The following is a 16,971-nucleotide window of genomic DNA, read 5'->3' on the forward strand; positions in this document are numbered from 1 at the left end:
ACTGCTTTTTTTTATTTTGGAACAATAGTTTTCATTATCCATAGTTTTTTTCGTTCGGTAAGTTATTAATTCTGCTATACAATTGATTGATTTTCAATATTTTATTAGATGATAAATTTAATTAAGAAAAAAGTAGATACTAATTCAAAAAAAGATGCTAATTTAATAAAAATCAAAACTTTATATCTCTAATCATCAATTGTAGGTATCTTTTCCCGTTCCAAAAATTTTCCTCAAGTGAATAGGCAATTTTGAAAACATTACCTTGTTTGATAGTTGGTAACATATGAGCCATATTGAAAGCAGTGGCGGTAAAAAATCGATTTCCTCCGCATTCCTTCAAAGTTAATCGTAAATGCTCTCCATTCTTGCCGATAGCTTTTGCTACGCCTGTATCTATCACATTTTCAGCGTAAAAAATAGGTGTCATATTGTGTGGCCCAAAGGGTTCAAACTGACTTATAATGCGAAACATATTATCCGTAATCTGTTCCAATGGAAACATGGTGTCTATCGTTATTTTGGGCTGTAACAATTCCTTTGTGATGGTTTTAGAAACAATTTCTTCAAATTTTTCTTTGAAAAGGCTGTATTTCTCAGGCAAAAGAGTGAGTCCTGCAGCATATTTATGTCCTCCGAATTGCTCAATATACTCGGAACATTGTTCCAAGGCTTCGTATACATCAAAACCAGAAACGGAACGTGCGGAAGCTGCATACTTTTCTCCACTTTTAGTAAATACAAGCGTAGGACGGTGGTACGTCTCAATAAGACGAGAAGCTACAATCCCTATCACGCCTTTGTGCCATGATGGTGCGTAAACCACAGTCGAAAAACGATGTTGTTCCTTATTCTCTTGAATTTGTGCTAAGGCTTCATTGGCAATATTTTGGTCTAAATCTCTGCGTTCCGTATTGAACTCTTCAATGATTTTAGCCTTTTCAATGGCTCTATTTTCATCGTTTTCCGTAAGCAATTTTACTGCAAATTTGCCGTGTTCAATACGCCCCGCGGCATTGATACGGGGCGCTAATCGGAACACTACATTGGAAGTCTTCACAGGTTTGTCCACTTCCAACAAAGCCTTCAATCCTACTCTCGGGTTTTGGTTCAACACTTGCAGACCAAAATACATTAACACCCGATTTTCGTCCGTAATAGGAACAATGTCAGCAGCAATGGCAGTAGCTACTAAATCCAAAAATGGTAGGATTTCCTCAAAAGGATATCCCCAATGTTCGTTGAGTGCTTGAATGAGTTTAAACCCTACCCCACAGCCACATAACTCTTTGTAAGGATACAAACAATCGACTTGTTTGGGGTTCAGAATGGCCAATGCATCGGGTACAATATCAGACGGACGGTGGTGATCGCAAATAATGAAATCAATTCCTTTTTCATTGGCATATGCTACTTTATCAACTGCCTTAATACCACAATCCAAAGCAATAATTAACGAAAAGTCATTATCGGAAGCGTAGTCAATTCCTTGAAAAGAAATGCCGTAGCCTTCGCTATATCGGTCGGGGATATAAAAATCAATATTATGGGTGAATTGTTGTAGAAATAAATACATTAGTGCCACGGCGGTAGTTCCATCTACGTCGTAATCACCATATATGAGTATATTTTCTTGATTTTCAATAGCTTTATGAATGCGCGATACTGCCTTTTCCATATCTTTCATCAGGTAAGGAGAATGTAAATCATCCAATGACGGACGGAAAAAGCGTTTTGATTTATCAAAATCAGTGATTCCTCGCTGAGCCAATAACGTAGCTATTGTTTCACTGACATTGAGTTCTTTTTGGAGTGAAGCTACTATTTCTTTTTGAGGTGATTGTTTGAAAACCCAATTGTAATTCATGTTTAAGTTCTTGCTAATGGATTATTGCTTTCCTTTTTTAGTTTTTGATATTTTCCTAAAACAATTATTTGTAGGAGCTACTCTTTAAATAATGTCCTGTTCAAATTATTTCAAAATAATGTTTTGCGTGAAAAACAGTACTTTACACAAATATAAAGCATTATATTTCAGTAACTTTAGGCAAATATAAAAAAACAGGTTTTAAAACACTTCTATCTGTGACTCTATTTTGATCAATTTGTTACAGATATAATCGCTCTCATTTCGGGGAACATTTACCTGATAGATGTTTTTTTTACTAACATTCCGTCAATGAGTGATTTAGAAATACAAAATAATCCTTACTCCTCCTTCTTACAAGATTCCACGATTTTTTCACGGTGTTTTTTGCCCCATTCTTGTAGGGCAGAAAGTACAGGCTTTAGGTCTTTGCCGTAGGGCGTAAGGCTGTATTCTACCGTAACGGGAACGGTAGGAAACACTTCTCGATGTATTAGTCCATTCATTTCCAAATCTTTCAATGCGTTGGAAAGGGCTTTGGGTGAAATACCTTTCAGTTCGTTTTCCAATTCTTTGAACCGCTTGGTATGGTCGCAGAGACTGTAAATAATAGGAAATTTCCACTTTCCGCCAATGACTTCAATCGCATCTAAAACCGATTGTATTTCCGTGTATTTATTTTCGTTGTTTTCTTTCATCAGATGTTTTTGAAATTGCAAAAATAGACAATATTGGCAAATAGAAAAATATTGAATACCTACATTTTTCAAAATAAACATTTAAAAATCAATTACTATATAAAAGTATATTAGCTTGATAATATGCTATTACTGAAAAATGTATTGCAAAAAGTCGTATCTTTGTATCAGAAAAATAAAAGGAGATTAAACAATGAAAAAAAATGTTGTTTTGATTGTTTCTAAAGAAGAAACTTTCATCAGAGAGTTGGCAAAAGTATATACTTCAGTTGTGTTTGAATTTGCGGATAATGCCGAACAAGCCATTGAAAAATTGAATCTCTTTGCTGTGGGAGCAATATTGGCAGATGCAACCATTGAAGAACAAGAAATCCTCAAAATAAAGAAAATCGCAGGAATTTTAGATTCGGAGATTATATTTGAAAAAGCAGATTTCAAAAATATGACAGATTTGGAAAAAGTAGTCATCAATCTTCGTAATGAATTATTTAGAAGAAGAATGTCGAATTATACTTTTGAAGATAATCCGAATTTGAATAATCCTTTTCTGAACTTGGATAAAACCAATATTTTTAAGAAAAACGATTAGTTAGAATAATTTTTCTTGTAGATAATATCTTGTAAAACAATAAATAACAAATTTAAAAAAGAGACTATGAACACTAAACATATAGAAAAAATCGTTCGTCCTGGCACACCGCATTTTGTGGGAGACGGATTTCGCGTACATAATTTCATTCCTGGAACTTCTTCTATGGAGCGTATGGACCCCTTTATAATGATGGATTACAATGCCCCGTATGTTTTCCCACCGAGTGAAATTCCGAAAGGGGTAGATGTGCATCCGCACAAAGGTTTTGAAACCGTAACCATCGCTTACAAAGGCAAGGTAGAACACGCAGATAGTGCAGGTGGAGGCGGAGTAATCGGAGAGGGCGATGTACAATGGATGACCGCTGGAAATGGCATTTTGCACAAAGAATTTCACGAAACCGAGTGGAGTAAATCAGGCGGACTTTTTCATATGATGCAGCTGTGGGTAAATCTTCCGGCAAAGTACAAAACCACTCGGCCTAAGTATCAGGCAATAAAAAATGCGGATATCCCCAAAGTTCCGATAGCCGATGGCGAAGTAGCGGTGATTGCAGGGGAATACAACGGCGTGAAAGGTGCGGCTTCTACTTTTAGCCCTATCCATATGTATAATTTGCGTTTGCAAAGAGGAGGAAAAACCACACTTTCTTTCCCAAAACATTACACCACGACTTTGGTAACGGTGGAGGGAAGTATCCGCGTAAACGAACAGGAGGAAATCGCTGCTGACCACTTTGTTTTGTTCAAAAACGATGGTGAAAATTTCACTGTGGAAGCCACTTCTGATGCCTTGATATTAGTACTTAGTGGAGAACCCATTGCCGAACCCATTGCCGCTTATGGTCCGTTTGTGATGAATACCCGCCAAGAACTCATACAAGCCTTCCAAGATTTTGAACAAGGCAAGTTTGGAGAGTTGAAGTAACGAAAATGTGAAACCTAACAAAATAATAAACACTTAATAAATTGATTTTCTTTTTATTATGTGTTTTTTTTGTGCTTAATTCAAGTTTTTTATAAAATAAAACTAAAAAAATAGTTGTAACTAAAAAAATAGTTTGTATATTTGCCGTATAAAAATAATAAGTTAATGTCTCAATCTATAAAAACGCTTACTAAAGCCGAAGAAGAAATTATGCAAGTATTGTGGCAATTGGGTAAAGGCACAGTCAATGATATCATTGCACAACTGAATGACCCCAAACCTGCGTATAACACGGTATCAACAGTGGTTCGGATATTGGAAAATAAAGGATTTGTCAGTCACGAGCCACAAGGTAGAGGATTTATCTATTTTCCAATAGTATCGAAGGAAATTTACAGTCACAAATCACTTAAAGACTTGGCTGAAAATTATTTTAAAGGTTCTTTTAAATCGATGCTTTCCTTCTTTGTTGAAAAAAAGGACATCGACTTAAAAGATGTAGAAGACCTATTGCAAAAACTTAAAAAGGAAAAGTGATGGAAAACTTTTTAATATATTCAGTTAAAACGATGTTCGTACAGCTTTTGTTTTTATTGCTTTACGAAGCGTTTTTCAAAAACGAGCCTTATTTTAGGATAAATCGCTTTTTCCTGCTATCGGGAATTGCACTTTCATTAACATTGCCTTTTTTCCCGGTTTCTTTGGCAAACGATAATATTACAGCGGCTATCCGTTTGGAAGAATTTGTCGCCTATGCCAATACAACTTCAGAAAATATGGTTATAGCCTCCAACACGAATGCTATCAATTGGTATGAAATGATTTATGGTATCGGGGCAGTATGCTTCGGATTGCTTTTCATCATAAAAATAATACGGTTGAACCGCCTATTGAACCGTTCACAACGGGTGGTTCTGAACGGAACTCGTATTTTCCTATTAGAGGATTTGACCCAAGCCTTTACATTTATGAATAACATTTATGTAGGCAAAGAACAAGCGGAAGAAACCTGTGTTATTGAACACGAAAAAGTGCATCAAAAGCAGTGGCACTCGCTTGATTTGTTGTTTTTGGAACTGATGAAGATTGTTTTTTGGTTTAATCCATTGTTGTATTTCTATCAGAAACGATTGGTAGAAGCACACGAATTTGAAGCCGATAGGCAAACCTACCCTAAGTTTCAAAACTATTATTATCAAACACTTATTAACCAAGCTTTGGGAACCAAGATTGATTTGCTTACCAGTTATTGGTCTGCTCCCAAACTTATTAAACGAAGACTAAGTATGTTACAACAAAAACAAAAATCGACAAAAGGGATGTCAAAATACTTATTGGCAATCCCCGCATTGGCAGTTTCAGTGCTGATGCTTTCGGCAGGTAATGCTCCGCAAAACAATCTATCGGAAAGCCTTCCAAAAATTTCAGTGGCTGAAGCTCAACTTACAAACAATCAAGTTGTGAATGACACACTTCCCTTTACGAAAGTAGATAAAACACCTCGCTTTAAGGAGTGTGAGAATGTTTCTGAAAGTGAAAATTTAGATTGCTTCAGAAAAAAAATGGATGCACACATAGCACGTAATTTCAAATATCCAGAGGCTGCTTTAAAAAATAATCTACAAGGTAAGGTAACCGTGGTTTTTGTCATAGGCGCTGAAGGAAAGGTTGTTGTAAAATCGTTAAAAGGAGGCGATAAGCTACTTCAAGAAGAAGCAAAACGTCTCATAGAAATGCTACCTGAACTTATTCCAGCAAAACACAAAGGTAAAAATATTGCAGTAAATTTCGTTTATCCAATAAGTTTTAAATTAGGTAAATAGGATTTTGACAAAGCCCATTTTTTTTGGGCTTTGTCTTTTTTTCATTGGAAACCGTCAATTTTTTCATTACCTTTGTGCGAATTGTTTTTTCAACTAAAATTATGATACAACACATTAACAAAGTAAGTTTGATTGTAGGATTGGTGTTTTCCAATTTTATTTTCGCTCAACAGCAGCCTCTCCTTGGCTATGCTTATGGCGACCAACAAGCTCCCACAGGCAAGGAATGGGAATCGGTGGAGGAACTTTCGCTTAACAAAGAGCAGCCCAAAGCCTATTTTTTCTCGTTTGCTGATAAGCAGTCAGCACGAAAAGTATTGCCCGAAAATTCCAAATATTGGCAATCGCTCAACGGAAATTGGAAATTTCATTGGGTAAAAACACCTGATGAGCGTCCGAAAGATTTCTTCAAACCGAGCTATGACGTAACTGCGTGGGAGGAAATTCCTGTGCCTTCCAATTGGAATATCTACGGCATTCAAAAAGATGGAACCCTAAAATATGGCGTACCGATTTACGTCAATCAGCCTGTGATTTTCTACCACGAACGTAAAGTGGACGATTGGCGAAAAGGTGTAATGCGTACGCCGCCAACTACTTGGACAACTTATGTTTATAGAAACGAAGTCGGGTCGTACCGCAGAGATTTTACTATTCCGCAAGATTGGAAAAATCGCGAAGTGTTTATCAATTTCGATGGCGTGGATTCCTTTTTCTATCTGTGGATAAACGGAAAATATGTCGGTTTTTCAAAAAACTCCCGCAATTTGGCGGCGTTCAACATCACCAAATATCTGCAAAAAGGAAAAAATACGGTGGCGGTGGAAGTGTACCGAAATTCCGATGGTTCGTTCCTTGAAGCTCAGGATATGTTCCGTTTGGCGGGAATTTTCCGTACGGTGGCTTTAACTTCCGTTCCAAAAGTACAAATCCGTGATTTGCAAGTGATTCCTGATTTGGACAACAATTACCAAAACGGAGAACTCACTATTTCGGCAGAAATCCGAAATCTGGATAAAAAACAAGCACAAGGCTACAAAATAGAATATTCACTTTACGAAACGAAACTCTATTCCGATGAAAATAAAGAAGTTGGAAAGCCCATTTTTTCGACTTCCTTTGATGTTTCTTCACAAAATTCATCGGTAGTAAAAACCAAATTTCCGTTAGAAAATCCTAAAAAATGGTCGAGCGAATTTCCGCATCGTTATGTATTGGTGGCTCAGCTTAAAGACAAGAAAAACAACGTGATAGAAACTGTTTCCGCCTACACGGGCTTCCGTAAAGTGGAAATTAAAGACACCAAAGCCGAAGACGACGAATTTGGCAAAGCGGGACGATATTTTTACGTAAACGGCAAAACCGTCAAATTCAAAGGAGTAAATCGGCACGAAACCAATCCCGAACGCGGACACGCCATCACTCGCCAACAGATGGAAGACGAAATAAAATTGATGCAACGAGCCAACATCAACCACGTGCGAAATTCACACTACCCTGACGACCCATATTGGTACTATTTGTGCGATAAATACGGCATTTATTTGGAAGATGAAGCCAACATCGAATCGCATCAGTATTACTACGGAAAAGAATCGCTTTCGCACCCCAAAGAATGGGAAAAAGCCCACGTGGCACGGGTAATGGAAATGGCTCACGCTACGGTAAATAGCCCTTCGATTGTGATTTGGTCGCTTGGAAATGAGGCAGGACCGGGCGAAAACTTCGTAACGGCTTACAACGCTCTTAAAAAGTTCGACCCATCGCGCCCCGTTCAGTATGAGCGAAATAACGACATTGTGGATATGGGTTCAAACCAATATCCGTCCATCGCTTGGATGAAAGGGGCTGCGGCAGGAACGCACAATATCAAATATCCGTTCCACATTTCGGAATATGCTCATTCTATGGGAAATGCGGTGGGGAATTTGATAGATTATTGGGAAGCCATCGAGTCGAGCAACTTTATTTGTGGAGGTGCGATTTGGGATTGGATTGACCAAGCGATGTACAATTACACCAAAGAAGGCAAACGCTACTTTGCTTATGGAGGTGATTTTGGCGACTTTCCTAATGACGGTCAGTTTGTTATGAACGGGATTATCTTTGCCGATATGACCCCCAAACCGCAATATTACGAGGTGAAAAAAGTGTATCAGTACGTTGGAATGAAAAACTTAGGCAATGAGATTGAAATCTTTAACAAGAACTATTTCAAGGACTTATCGGATTACGAGGTGGAATGGTTTTTGTTTGAAGACGGAAAATCAATCGAAAAAGGAAGTTTAGCCGTTGGCAACATTCCAGCTCGAAATAGAAAAACGGTGAAAGTGCCTTATAATCAATCGCTTTTAAAACCTACTTCGGAATATTTTTTGAAAATTCAGTTCAAACTGAAAGAAGATAAACCTTGGGCTTCAAGAGGTTATGTTCAGGCAGAAGAACAATTTTTGCTGAAATCGCCTTCGCAAAAACCTTCCGTTTTGGAAATAGCCAAAGGCGGGAAAATTCAACTTTCAGATGAAGGAAACCTAAAAGTATTGAAAAACAACGATTTTACGGCAAAATTTGACACAAAAACAGGAACTATTTTCAATCTGCAATATGGGAACGAAGTAATTATCGAAAACGGGAACGGACCTAAAATCAATGCGTTACGGGCTTTCGTAAATAACGATAATTGGTTTTACCAAAAATGGTTTGAGAAAGGACTTCATAACTTGAAACACAAAGCCGTTTCCAACAAAGTGGTTGAAAATAAAAATGGTTCGGTTTCAGTGTATTTCACGGTAGTTTCACAAGCTCCGAATGCGGCGAAAATTCACGGAGGCACCAGTTCGGGCAAAAACAAAATCGAAGAGCTTACCGACCAAAAATTTGGTAAAAACGATTTTAAATTCATTACTAATCAGATATATACCGTTTATCCAGACGGAAGCGTAGAACTACAAGCCGCCATCACTTCCAACGATTTGTGGCTGATACTTCCGCGATTGGGATATGTGATGACCATTCCGCAGAAATACGAAAACCTGACCTATTACGGACGCGGAAAACACGACAATTACAACGACCGCAAAACGGGGGCTTTTATTGAAAAATTTTCGGGTAAGGTAAAAGATGAATTTGTACACTTCCCCAAACCGCAGGATATGGGCAATCACGAAGAAGTCAGGTGGATTTCACTTACTGATAATCAGGGGAATGGAGCGGTTTTCATTCCTAATGAACCGATGGCAGCTTCGGCATTGCAGTACACGGCAAAGGATATGATTTTGGCAGGACATCCGCACGAATTGCCTAAGGCTAAGGATACGTATCTGCATTTGGATTTGGGCGTAACAGGCTTAGGTGGGAATAGTTGCGGACAGGGAGCACCACTTCCGAAAGACCGCATTTTCGCAGGAGGTTCGCACGTAATGGGCTTTATGATTCGTCCCGTTCGTAATGGGAACATTGAGGCGGAGACGATGGTAAGACCTGCGGGTGAAATTCCACTTGCCATTTCACGCGATTACTTCGGAAATGTAAGTATTTCATCGGCAGATAGGTTTGCTAAAATTGTATATACAATTGATAATCAAAAGAAACCATCAAAATATAGCTTGCCCATTCCGTTTAGAAAAGGCGGAAAAATAACGGCTTGGTTTGAAGGCAAACCCAACTCCCAAGTAACGATGACTTTTGACCGTTTGGAGAACGTGCCTGTGCGGGTAATTTCTGCAAGTAGCGAAGAATCAGGCAGTGGCGATGCACAAAACTTGATTGATGGCAACCCCAGTACCATTTGGCACACGATGTACTCCGTTACGGTGGCGAAATATCCGCATTGGATAGATTTTGATATGAATGAATTGCGTAACATCAAGGGATTCACGTATTTGCCTCACGATAGTTGGAGTAGCAAAGTGAAAGAATACAGCTTTTCAGTAAGTCCCGACGGAAAAAATTGGACGGAAATCCAAAAAGGAACTTTTGACACCAGTGCAGAGCTAAAACGCATACTTTTTGATAAAACCCTGAAAACCCGTTATGTACGGTTTACGGCATTGAGCCAGCATTACAATCAGGATTTCGCTTCGGGAGCCGAGTTTTCAGTGTTGGAAGAATAGGAGCTTTTAAGAATTAAACTAAAAGAAGCTGACCTTTTCGGACAGCTTCTTTTGTGTTATTTAGTGGAATAAAGAACTCTATTGTCAAGAAAAAGAAAAAGGAGGTGTGTTAGGAGTAGTAATCCTGATTTGCTTTTTTTCTTCTTCGCTTAAATGTTTTAAACGAATTTCCACAATTGTTTCTATGAAATTTGAGGAGTATCCCATAATCTGTGTAAGTTGAAAAGTTATTCTGAAATTTTTTGAGCCCTTAAAAGCTCAAAAAAAATTTCGGAAATAACTTTTTAACTATTTTTGACCCATAATTTAAACAGATATGATTAACAAGGAAGAATTGCTCAACAGCAAAGAATTTTACAAGTCATTTAAGACTGCTGAGGACTTGACAGGTTTCTTTAAAGAGCTCCACAAAAAAGCGGTGGAACATATGCTCAATGCCGAACTCGACGTTCACTTGGACAACGAAAAACACGACAAAACTAAAGATGGAAATTATCGTAACGGACACACTTCCAAGAAGATAAAAACTTCCTTTGGCGAAGAACAAATCCAAGTTCCTAGGGATAGAGACGGTAGTTTTAACCCAATGTTAGTCCCTAAACGCAAGAACGTTATCGATGGTTTGGAAAACATCATCGTATCGTTCTATGCCAAAGGAATGAGCGTGAGCGACATCGAAGAACAAATCCAAGAAATGTACGGCTTTGAAGTATCAACTTCCACAATATCAAGGATTACCAATGCGGTTACCAATGAAATGGTCGCTTGGCAGAACCGCCCGTTGGACGAGCTGTATCTGATTGTTTGGATGGACGGCATCGTTTTTAAAGTTCGTGAGAACTCAAAAGTTGTCAACAAAACCATTTACCTTGCTGTGGGCTTGAATCGAGAGGGAAAAAAGGAAGTTTTAGGAATGTGGCTCGGAAAGAATGAAAGTTCCGCCTTTTGGATGAGCGTTCTCACTGATTTAAAGGCTCGTGGAGTGGAAGATATTCTCATTACTGCCACCGATAATTTAAACGGATTTACGCAAACCATTCGCACGGTTTTTCCCCAATCACAAACGCAAATATGTGTGGTTCATCAGATTAGGAATGCTTGTAAGTATGTGGTTTACAAAGACAGAAAAGAATTTACAGCCGATATGAAACACATCTATACTGCCCCTAACAAGGAAGCTGCCAAGGTTGCTTTGGAAGATTTTGCCCAAAAATGGGAGTCAAAATACGGCTATGCTATCAAATCTTGGTATGACAATTGGGACGAATTGACCGTATTTTTCGATTTTCCGTTAGAGATAAGAAAAATTATTTACACAACCAATCTTATTGAGAATCTGAATGGTAAGATTCGGAAATACACCAAAAACAAGCTGTCTTTCCCAACAGACGAAGCTGTGCAAAAGTCCGTTTTCTTGGCTTTGAGAGAAGCTACCAAAAAGTGGAGTATGCCTATCCAAAATTGGGGGATTGTCTTGAACCAATTTATGCTTATATTTGCACAAAGACTCAAACTATAAAAACTTAACCCCAACTTTTTAACTTACACACTTAGAGGGATAGTGTCGAAATTTGAAATGATAAATTCAATATAGACATCACTGTTAAAGGAATTTAAATTCACTTTTTTAGGTGTTTTTACTTCAATGTTATGACGATTAAGTATCAGTTTGTTGTCGTTAGATAGAAATAGGACGGTTTTATAAGATTTATATTTTCCGATTTTAAAATATCCAGCTATAACCAGAGCATTTTCGTAAAAATACAAATCAGCAAGTCTGAAACGATATTTATGCTGACCTCTTCCTGCCCCTCCACCACTTATGAATGTTTCGCATTTTACCGAATAAAGAGTATAATTTAGTTTTAAGCCCAAGTCTTTTATTTTGTTTAGTTTTTTTCTTGCCGTTCTGTCATATATAGCATTTTGAATCCAATACAAAGCTATAAATAATAGAATAAAAAAGAATAGGATATATAAAATTCATTTTTAATGATGCTTTTTTAAGTATTTGTTATTTAATGGTTTATATCATTTTTTATTTGAAGAGGAGCAAAAACAACTATAAGGAAAGGGATAGAGGTGTTTTCATATTTTACTTACTAAAAAGTTGTCGGGAGTATTAAAATTACCCTAACATATTAATATAAATTAACTTGTTAAGTAAAGCTTTGTTAATCAAAGTGATTTTAGTTTTTCGATAATTTTTATAAATTCATCTCCTTCTCCAATTTTCTTTTCTTTTTCGTCAATAAAATTATATGGAATTCCTCCTTCTACATATTGTAAAACACCATTTTTGTCCAAAAATAAATTTAGAGGAAACGACTTTATTCCTAATTGGTTTATTAAATCTTTAGCATCAATTAAATGTTCAAAATCAAAAGAGTGTGATTTTAGGAAATTTTCGACGGTTTCTTTCTTCTCATAGGTAACTGCTATAAAGTTAAAATCATTTTTGTATTTCTCCTTGATTTTATTTAAAACAGGCATTTCGTCGATACAAGGAGCACATTTGGTAAACCAAAAATTTATCATTGTAGGCTTTCCTTTTAGTTGCTCCGAATTGAATTTTACGCCATTCAAGGTGTTCAAACTGAATTTAGGAAGTTCTTTATTTTTATGTTCGGAAAGAGGTCCTGATTTAAAAAGTTCGTTCTGTTCTTTACCACACATATCAAATGAGACCATGACGATGGTTGAATCTTCTTTTATCAGTGTTTCCTTTACTACTAAGCTAGCGTTCATTTTTCTGCTAAATGCTTTTGTCATCTTATCTTCCAAAATGGAAATAACTTCTTTTAATTCGGTTTCGGTCAGCCTATTTTTTCCGTCCGTACTATAGTATTTAGTTTGAGAATAGGAAACTACTGAAACAAAAAGAAGAATTAATAGCAATGTTAATTTTTTCATGGTTTTTTGTGATAATTTTATTAGTGTTTATAAATATGTGAAATATGCGTATTTTCAGCATTAGCAGTCAAATATAGGTAATTCAGGAATTGGTAAGTGTACATAGCACTGGTTTATCATGTTTCTTTAGGTAACATTTACAAATTCATCGAGTTTTCGTTACTGATTTTTTACTTCTCCTGAAAGAAGGGGCATCTTGAGAGTAAAGAGTCGTATCAAAAATTAGGTATAAAAACGGTAATATGGTTTTCATATAATATTGATTTCTACTCTTGAGACGAATGAAAGAAGAAAAAGTTACAAAAAATGTACACTTTCTTAATAACAAATTATCAAAGTGCCTGAAAGAGTTGATTTTACATATCGAAAAAATTAAACTCGTCTGTTGAGTAGTGTTTATTTTCTTTTCGCTTACCCCTTGTGCTACGAAAGATACTTTTTTTTGATAGTGCTAAAAGTTCATTTTTTAAGTCACCTCACAATGATTTTTTTAAATGCTTCATTTGAGAGTTTATTTTAATAACTAAAAAGCTGATTATGCAACCCTTATACAGCTTACAGAAATAAAAATATTATGCGTTTTGCCTAAAAACTTTACTAAAAACTAAGATTTTAGCAAAGTTTTTTTTAGTTTTGCAACTAATTTGGGTAACACTATCATTTTGAAACAATGGAACCAGTTTCTATCATCATAATAATCATATGCTTAATCTTATCTGCCTTTTTTTCAGGTTTCGAGATTGCATACGTATCTTCCAATAAAGTGCATATCGAAATCCAAAAGAAGCAAGGAGGATTACTGGCCGATGTGTTGACCAAAATAACGCGTAAACCTTCGAAGTTGATTACAACTATGTTGGTGGGCAATAACATTACATTGGTACTATACGGATTTGAGATGGGGCGGGTGATGACAGCTACGTTACCTCCTTTTTTTCAAAATGTGTTGTGGCATACCGTAATCTCGACCTTGATTATTCTTATCACGGCAGAGTTCATGCCGAAAGTTTTTTTTCAAATTTACGCTAATCAATTATTAAAAATATTGGCTATTCCCGCATATTTTTTCTATTGGTTGTTTTCTCCAATATCGAATTTTGTCATTTGGATTTCAGATTTTATACTGAAAACATTCTTTAAAACTAAGGGCGATTATGTGCCGTTATCGTTCACAAAATTAGAACTTGTGGACTATATTTCCGAACAGATGGAAAACGTTCCAGAGAAACAAGAAGTTGATGCTGAGGTACAGATTTTTCAAAATGCATTGGAGTTTTCGGGGGTAAAAGCACGTGAAATTATGGTTCCTCGAACGGAAATTGTGGCAGTTGAAATCAATGAAAAACCAGAAGTGCTGATTGATACATTTGTGTCCTCTGGGTTTTCTAAAATATTGGTTTACAACGAGAATATTGATGATATTGTTGGATATGTACACACTTTCGACATGTTCAAAAAACCTAAGGACATTAAAAGTATTTTGATTCCCATTCCGTATATTCCTGAAACAATGCTAATTAACGAAATTCTGAACATGCTCACGCGAAAACGGAAAAGTATGGTTGTGGTTTTAGATGAATACGGAGGCACTTCGGGAATGCTTACTTTGGAGGATATTGTTGAGGAGCTTTTCGGGGAAATTGAAGATGAACACGACAAAGATGTTTTTGTGGAAGAAAAAATTTCGGAGAGTGAATTTGTGTTTTCTGCACGTTTGGAAGTGGAGTATATCAACCAGGCGTATAAACTGAATTTGCCTGAGAGTGAGGAATATGAAACACTGGGCGGATTAATTGTCTCCTCCAACGAAGGGATTCCCTCACAAGGAGAAATCGTGGAAATTGTACCGTTTGAATTTGTTGTTGAAGAATGCTCAGCAAACAAAATTGAGCGTGTGCGTGTTTTAATTCAAGAGCGATAGGAAATAAAAATCTCGAGAAAGGGCTTTTCTATTATCTGTAATTGTAAATTCATAGCTAAAATGAAATATATCGTAAGTTTATTAATCACATCAGTTATCATATTTCTTTTGGGGAATATATTGCCAGGGGTTCATATAACTGACTATTTTTCAGCTGTTTTAGTGGCTTTTGTTTTGTCAATTCTTAATGTTTTAGTAAAACCAGTGTTAGCAATCATTTCCATTCCTATAACCATTCTTACCTTAGGATTGTTTATGTTCGTGATTAACGCCGTGATTATTCTATTGGCAGCTCAATTGGTTGAAGGCTTCAAAGTAAACGGATTTTTTGGAGCTTTATTATTCAGTTTATGTCTCTCCTTAGTACAATCCGTAGCTCAAAATCTGTTAGATAAGGAAGGGCAAAGGAGATAATCGAATATCGAACTTAGGGAATATGAAATAACAAATCCCTATTCCTAAAAAAAATTAGAATAAAAGTAATAAAATGAAAAAATATATTAAAAAAATAGCCATACACGTTGTTTTAGCCTGTATTTTGTTAGTCGTTTTAGGATTTGCATTTTTATCTATACTGAAAGTGTGGACCAATCATGGAGAGTATGTGGTTGTACCTGACCTATCTAAGAAAACGCTGACCGAAGTTGATTTTATGCTTAAAGAAATTGATCTACGTTACGAGGTACTTGACTCGGCTACCTATGATCCTAAATTTCCAAAATATTCGGTAATCAGCCAAAATCCTGAAGCCACGGAGCATGTGAAAGAGGGGCGTAAAATCTACCTGACGATTAATCCATCTGGCTACCGTAAAGTAACCATTCCAAAAGTAATTCAAATTACGAGACGAAGTGCTGAAGCCATACTAAAATCGGTTGGGTTAGAAATTGGAAAAGTCACCTATGTCGATGACATTGGTAAAGACATGGTGTTAGAACTTTCGCATAACGGACAAAAAGTAGAGCCTGGGGAACAACTCATTAAAACTTCAAAGATAGATTTGACATGTGGCAATGGATTTACAGGACAACCTATTGACTCTACAGCGGTTGAAGAGATTGTTATACCTTTGGAAGAATTGGAATAATGGTTACATTTGAGGAAGAAGATATTGAAAAAGGCGATGAGCTTTACGAACATTACAGTTTCAAGGCTGGTAAAGGGCAGGAACCTTTACGAGTGGATAAGTTCTTGATGAATTTTGTAGAAAATGCTACCCGAAACAAGGTACAACAGGCTGCAAAACAAGGAAATATATTCGTTAATGGAATCGCTGTCAAATCGAATTATCGGGTTAAAGCTAACGACGAGGTTAAAGTCATGTTTGCACACCCTCCACATGAGGAGCTACTTACCCCAGAAAATATCCCAATCGACATTCTGTTTGAAGACGATCAGCTATTAGTCGTTAACAAACCCGCGGGAATGGTCGTGCATCCAGGGCATGGAAATTATAGCGGAACACTCATCAATGCTCTCGTATATCATTTTGATAATCTGCCAAATAACAGCAGCAATAGACCAGGGCTGGTGCATCGTATTGACAAAGACACCAGCGGACTTTTAGTCATCGCTAAAACAGAAACAGCGATGGTACATCTGGCTCAACAATTTTTTCACAAAACAACTGAACGTGAGTATGTTGCTTTGGTATGGGGTGACGTTAAAGACGATGAAGGAACGATAGAAGGACACATCGGACGACACCTAAAAGACCGATTGCAAATGGCTGTTTTCCCAGATGGAAGCCACGGTAAAGAGGCTATCACACATTACAAAGTTTTGGAACGCTTTGGATATGTAACCCTGATTTCTTGCAGGTTAGAAACTGGACGTACACACCAAATTCGCGTACACCTCAAGCATTTAGGTCACACTCTTTTCAATGACGAACGCTATGGAGGTGATAAAATTTTGAAAGGTACTACTTTTGCTAAATACAAACAATTTGTTGAGAATTGCTTCCAAGTGTTGCCCCGTCAGGCATTACACGCAAAGACCTTAGGCTTTGAGCATCCCGTGACAGGCGATATTTTACGTTTTGATTCGGAACTGCCTCAGGATATGGTTGATTGTATCGAAAAGTGGAGAACATATCGTCAGTTTGTGGGAGAATGA

General features: G+C 36.9%; 14 protein-coding genes. 10 read left to right on the forward strand and 4 right to left on the reverse strand.

Translation table 11 applies throughout. The features are described 5' to 3' along the window. Window positions 1-172: 172 nt before the first annotated feature. Together recJ and CGC49_RS05415 are read right to left on the reverse strand one after the other, a co-directional pair. The gene (gene recJ / locus CGC49_RS05410) at window positions 173-1,867 is read right to left on the reverse strand and encodes a single-stranded-DNA-specific exonuclease RecJ (RefSeq protein WP_095912042.1); all 1,695 of its coding nucleotides are present in this window, start codon (window positions 1,865-1,867) and stop codon (window positions 173-175) included. A gap of 341 nt (window positions 1,868-2,208) precedes the next feature. Then, window positions 2,209-2,565 (reverse strand): helix-turn-helix domain-containing protein, encoded by a 357-nt coding sequence (locus CGC49_RS05415; protein WP_042347632.1) that lies wholly within the window; start codon window positions 2,563-2,565, stop codon window positions 2,209-2,211. Window positions 2,566-2,758: 193 nt separating this feature from the next. On the opposite strand from CGC49_RS05415, the gene CGC49_RS05420 reads away from it, so the two are divergent. From CGC49_RS05420 to CGC49_RS05445, 6 genes are all read left to right on the forward strand, one after another. Beyond that, the gene (locus CGC49_RS05420; protein ID WP_095912043.1) at window positions 2,759-3,154 is read left to right on the forward strand and encodes a hypothetical protein; all 396 of its coding nucleotides are present in this window, start codon (window positions 2,759-2,761) and stop codon (window positions 3,152-3,154) included. Window positions 3,155-3,220: 66 nt separating this feature from the next. Continuing rightward, on the forward strand, window positions 3,221-4,084 hold the full coding sequence (locus tag CGC49_RS05425; RefSeq protein ID WP_095912044.1) for a pirin family protein: 864 nt from the start codon (window positions 3,221-3,223) through the stop codon (window positions 4,082-4,084). A 165-nt stretch (window positions 4,085-4,249) separates the two neighbouring features. After that, complete coding sequence (locus tag CGC49_RS05430) at window positions 4,250-4,621, forward strand: BlaI/MecI/CopY family transcriptional regulator (protein WP_018278204.1); 372 nt, start codon at window positions 4,250-4,252, stop codon at window positions 4,619-4,621. After that, window positions 4,621-5,907, forward strand: coding sequence for a M56 family metallopeptidase (locus tag CGC49_RS05435; RefSeq protein WP_095912045.1), 1,287 nt, complete (start codon window positions 4,621-4,623; stop codon window positions 5,905-5,907). Before CGC49_RS05430 ends, CGC49_RS05435 begins: the two co-directional genes overlap by 1 nt. A 101-nt stretch (window positions 5,908-6,008) precedes the next feature. Continuing rightward, complete coding sequence (locus CGC49_RS05440) at window positions 6,009-10,019, forward strand: glycoside hydrolase family 2 TIM barrel-domain containing protein (RefSeq protein ID WP_095912046.1); 4,011 nt, start codon at window positions 6,009-6,011, stop codon at window positions 10,017-10,019. A 316-nt stretch (window positions 10,020-10,335) separates the two neighbouring features. Beyond that, window positions 10,336-11,538, forward strand: a complete 1,203-nt coding sequence (locus CGC49_RS05445) for an IS256 family transposase (protein WP_095893597.1) — start codon at window positions 10,336-10,338, stop codon at window positions 11,536-11,538. 23 nt (window positions 11,539-11,561) lie between these two features. Here the strand turns inward: CGC49_RS05445 and CGC49_RS05450 are convergent, their stop codons facing one another. Continuing rightward, entirely contained in the window at window positions 11,562-11,894 is a 333-nt protein-coding gene (locus CGC49_RS05450) for a hypothetical protein (RefSeq protein WP_157909005.1), read from the reverse strand. Between the two features lie 303 nt (window positions 11,895-12,197). After that, entirely contained in the window at window positions 12,198-12,932 is a 735-nt protein-coding gene (locus tag CGC49_RS05455) for a TlpA disulfide reductase family protein (RefSeq protein ID WP_095893637.1), read from the reverse strand. A 670-nt stretch (window positions 12,933-13,602) separates the two neighbouring features. On the opposite strand from CGC49_RS05455, the gene CGC49_RS05460 reads away from it, so the two are divergent. The 4 genes from CGC49_RS05460 to CGC49_RS05475 all read left to right on the forward strand — a co-directional run bounded on the left by CGC49_RS05460 (window position 13,603) and on the right by CGC49_RS05475 (window position 16,971). Next, a complete protein-coding gene (locus CGC49_RS05460; protein WP_095912048.1) occupies window positions 13,603-14,853 on the forward strand; it encodes a hemolysin family protein in 1,251 nt (416 codons plus the stop codon). A 60-nt stretch (window positions 14,854-14,913) separates the two neighbouring features. Next, on the forward strand, window positions 14,914-15,267 hold the full coding sequence (locus CGC49_RS05465; protein WP_095912049.1) for a phage holin family protein: 354 nt from the start codon (window positions 14,914-14,916) through the stop codon (window positions 15,265-15,267). Between the two features lie 73 nt (window positions 15,268-15,340). Further along, window positions 15,341-15,940: a PASTA domain-containing protein gene (locus CGC49_RS05470; protein ID WP_095912050.1), complete on the forward strand. Its 600-nt coding sequence runs from the start codon at window positions 15,341-15,343 to the stop codon at window positions 15,938-15,940. Then, window positions 15,940-16,971, forward strand: coding sequence for an RluA family pseudouridine synthase (locus CGC49_RS05475; protein WP_095893641.1), 1,032 nt, complete (start codon window positions 15,940-15,942; stop codon window positions 16,969-16,971). Before CGC49_RS05470 ends, CGC49_RS05475 begins: the two co-directional genes overlap by 1 nt.

It is taken from the genome of Capnocytophaga sp. H4358 (assembly GCF_002302515.1).
Taxonomy (GTDB): domain Bacteria; phylum Bacteroidota; class Bacteroidia; order Flavobacteriales; family Flavobacteriaceae; genus Capnocytophaga; species Capnocytophaga canis.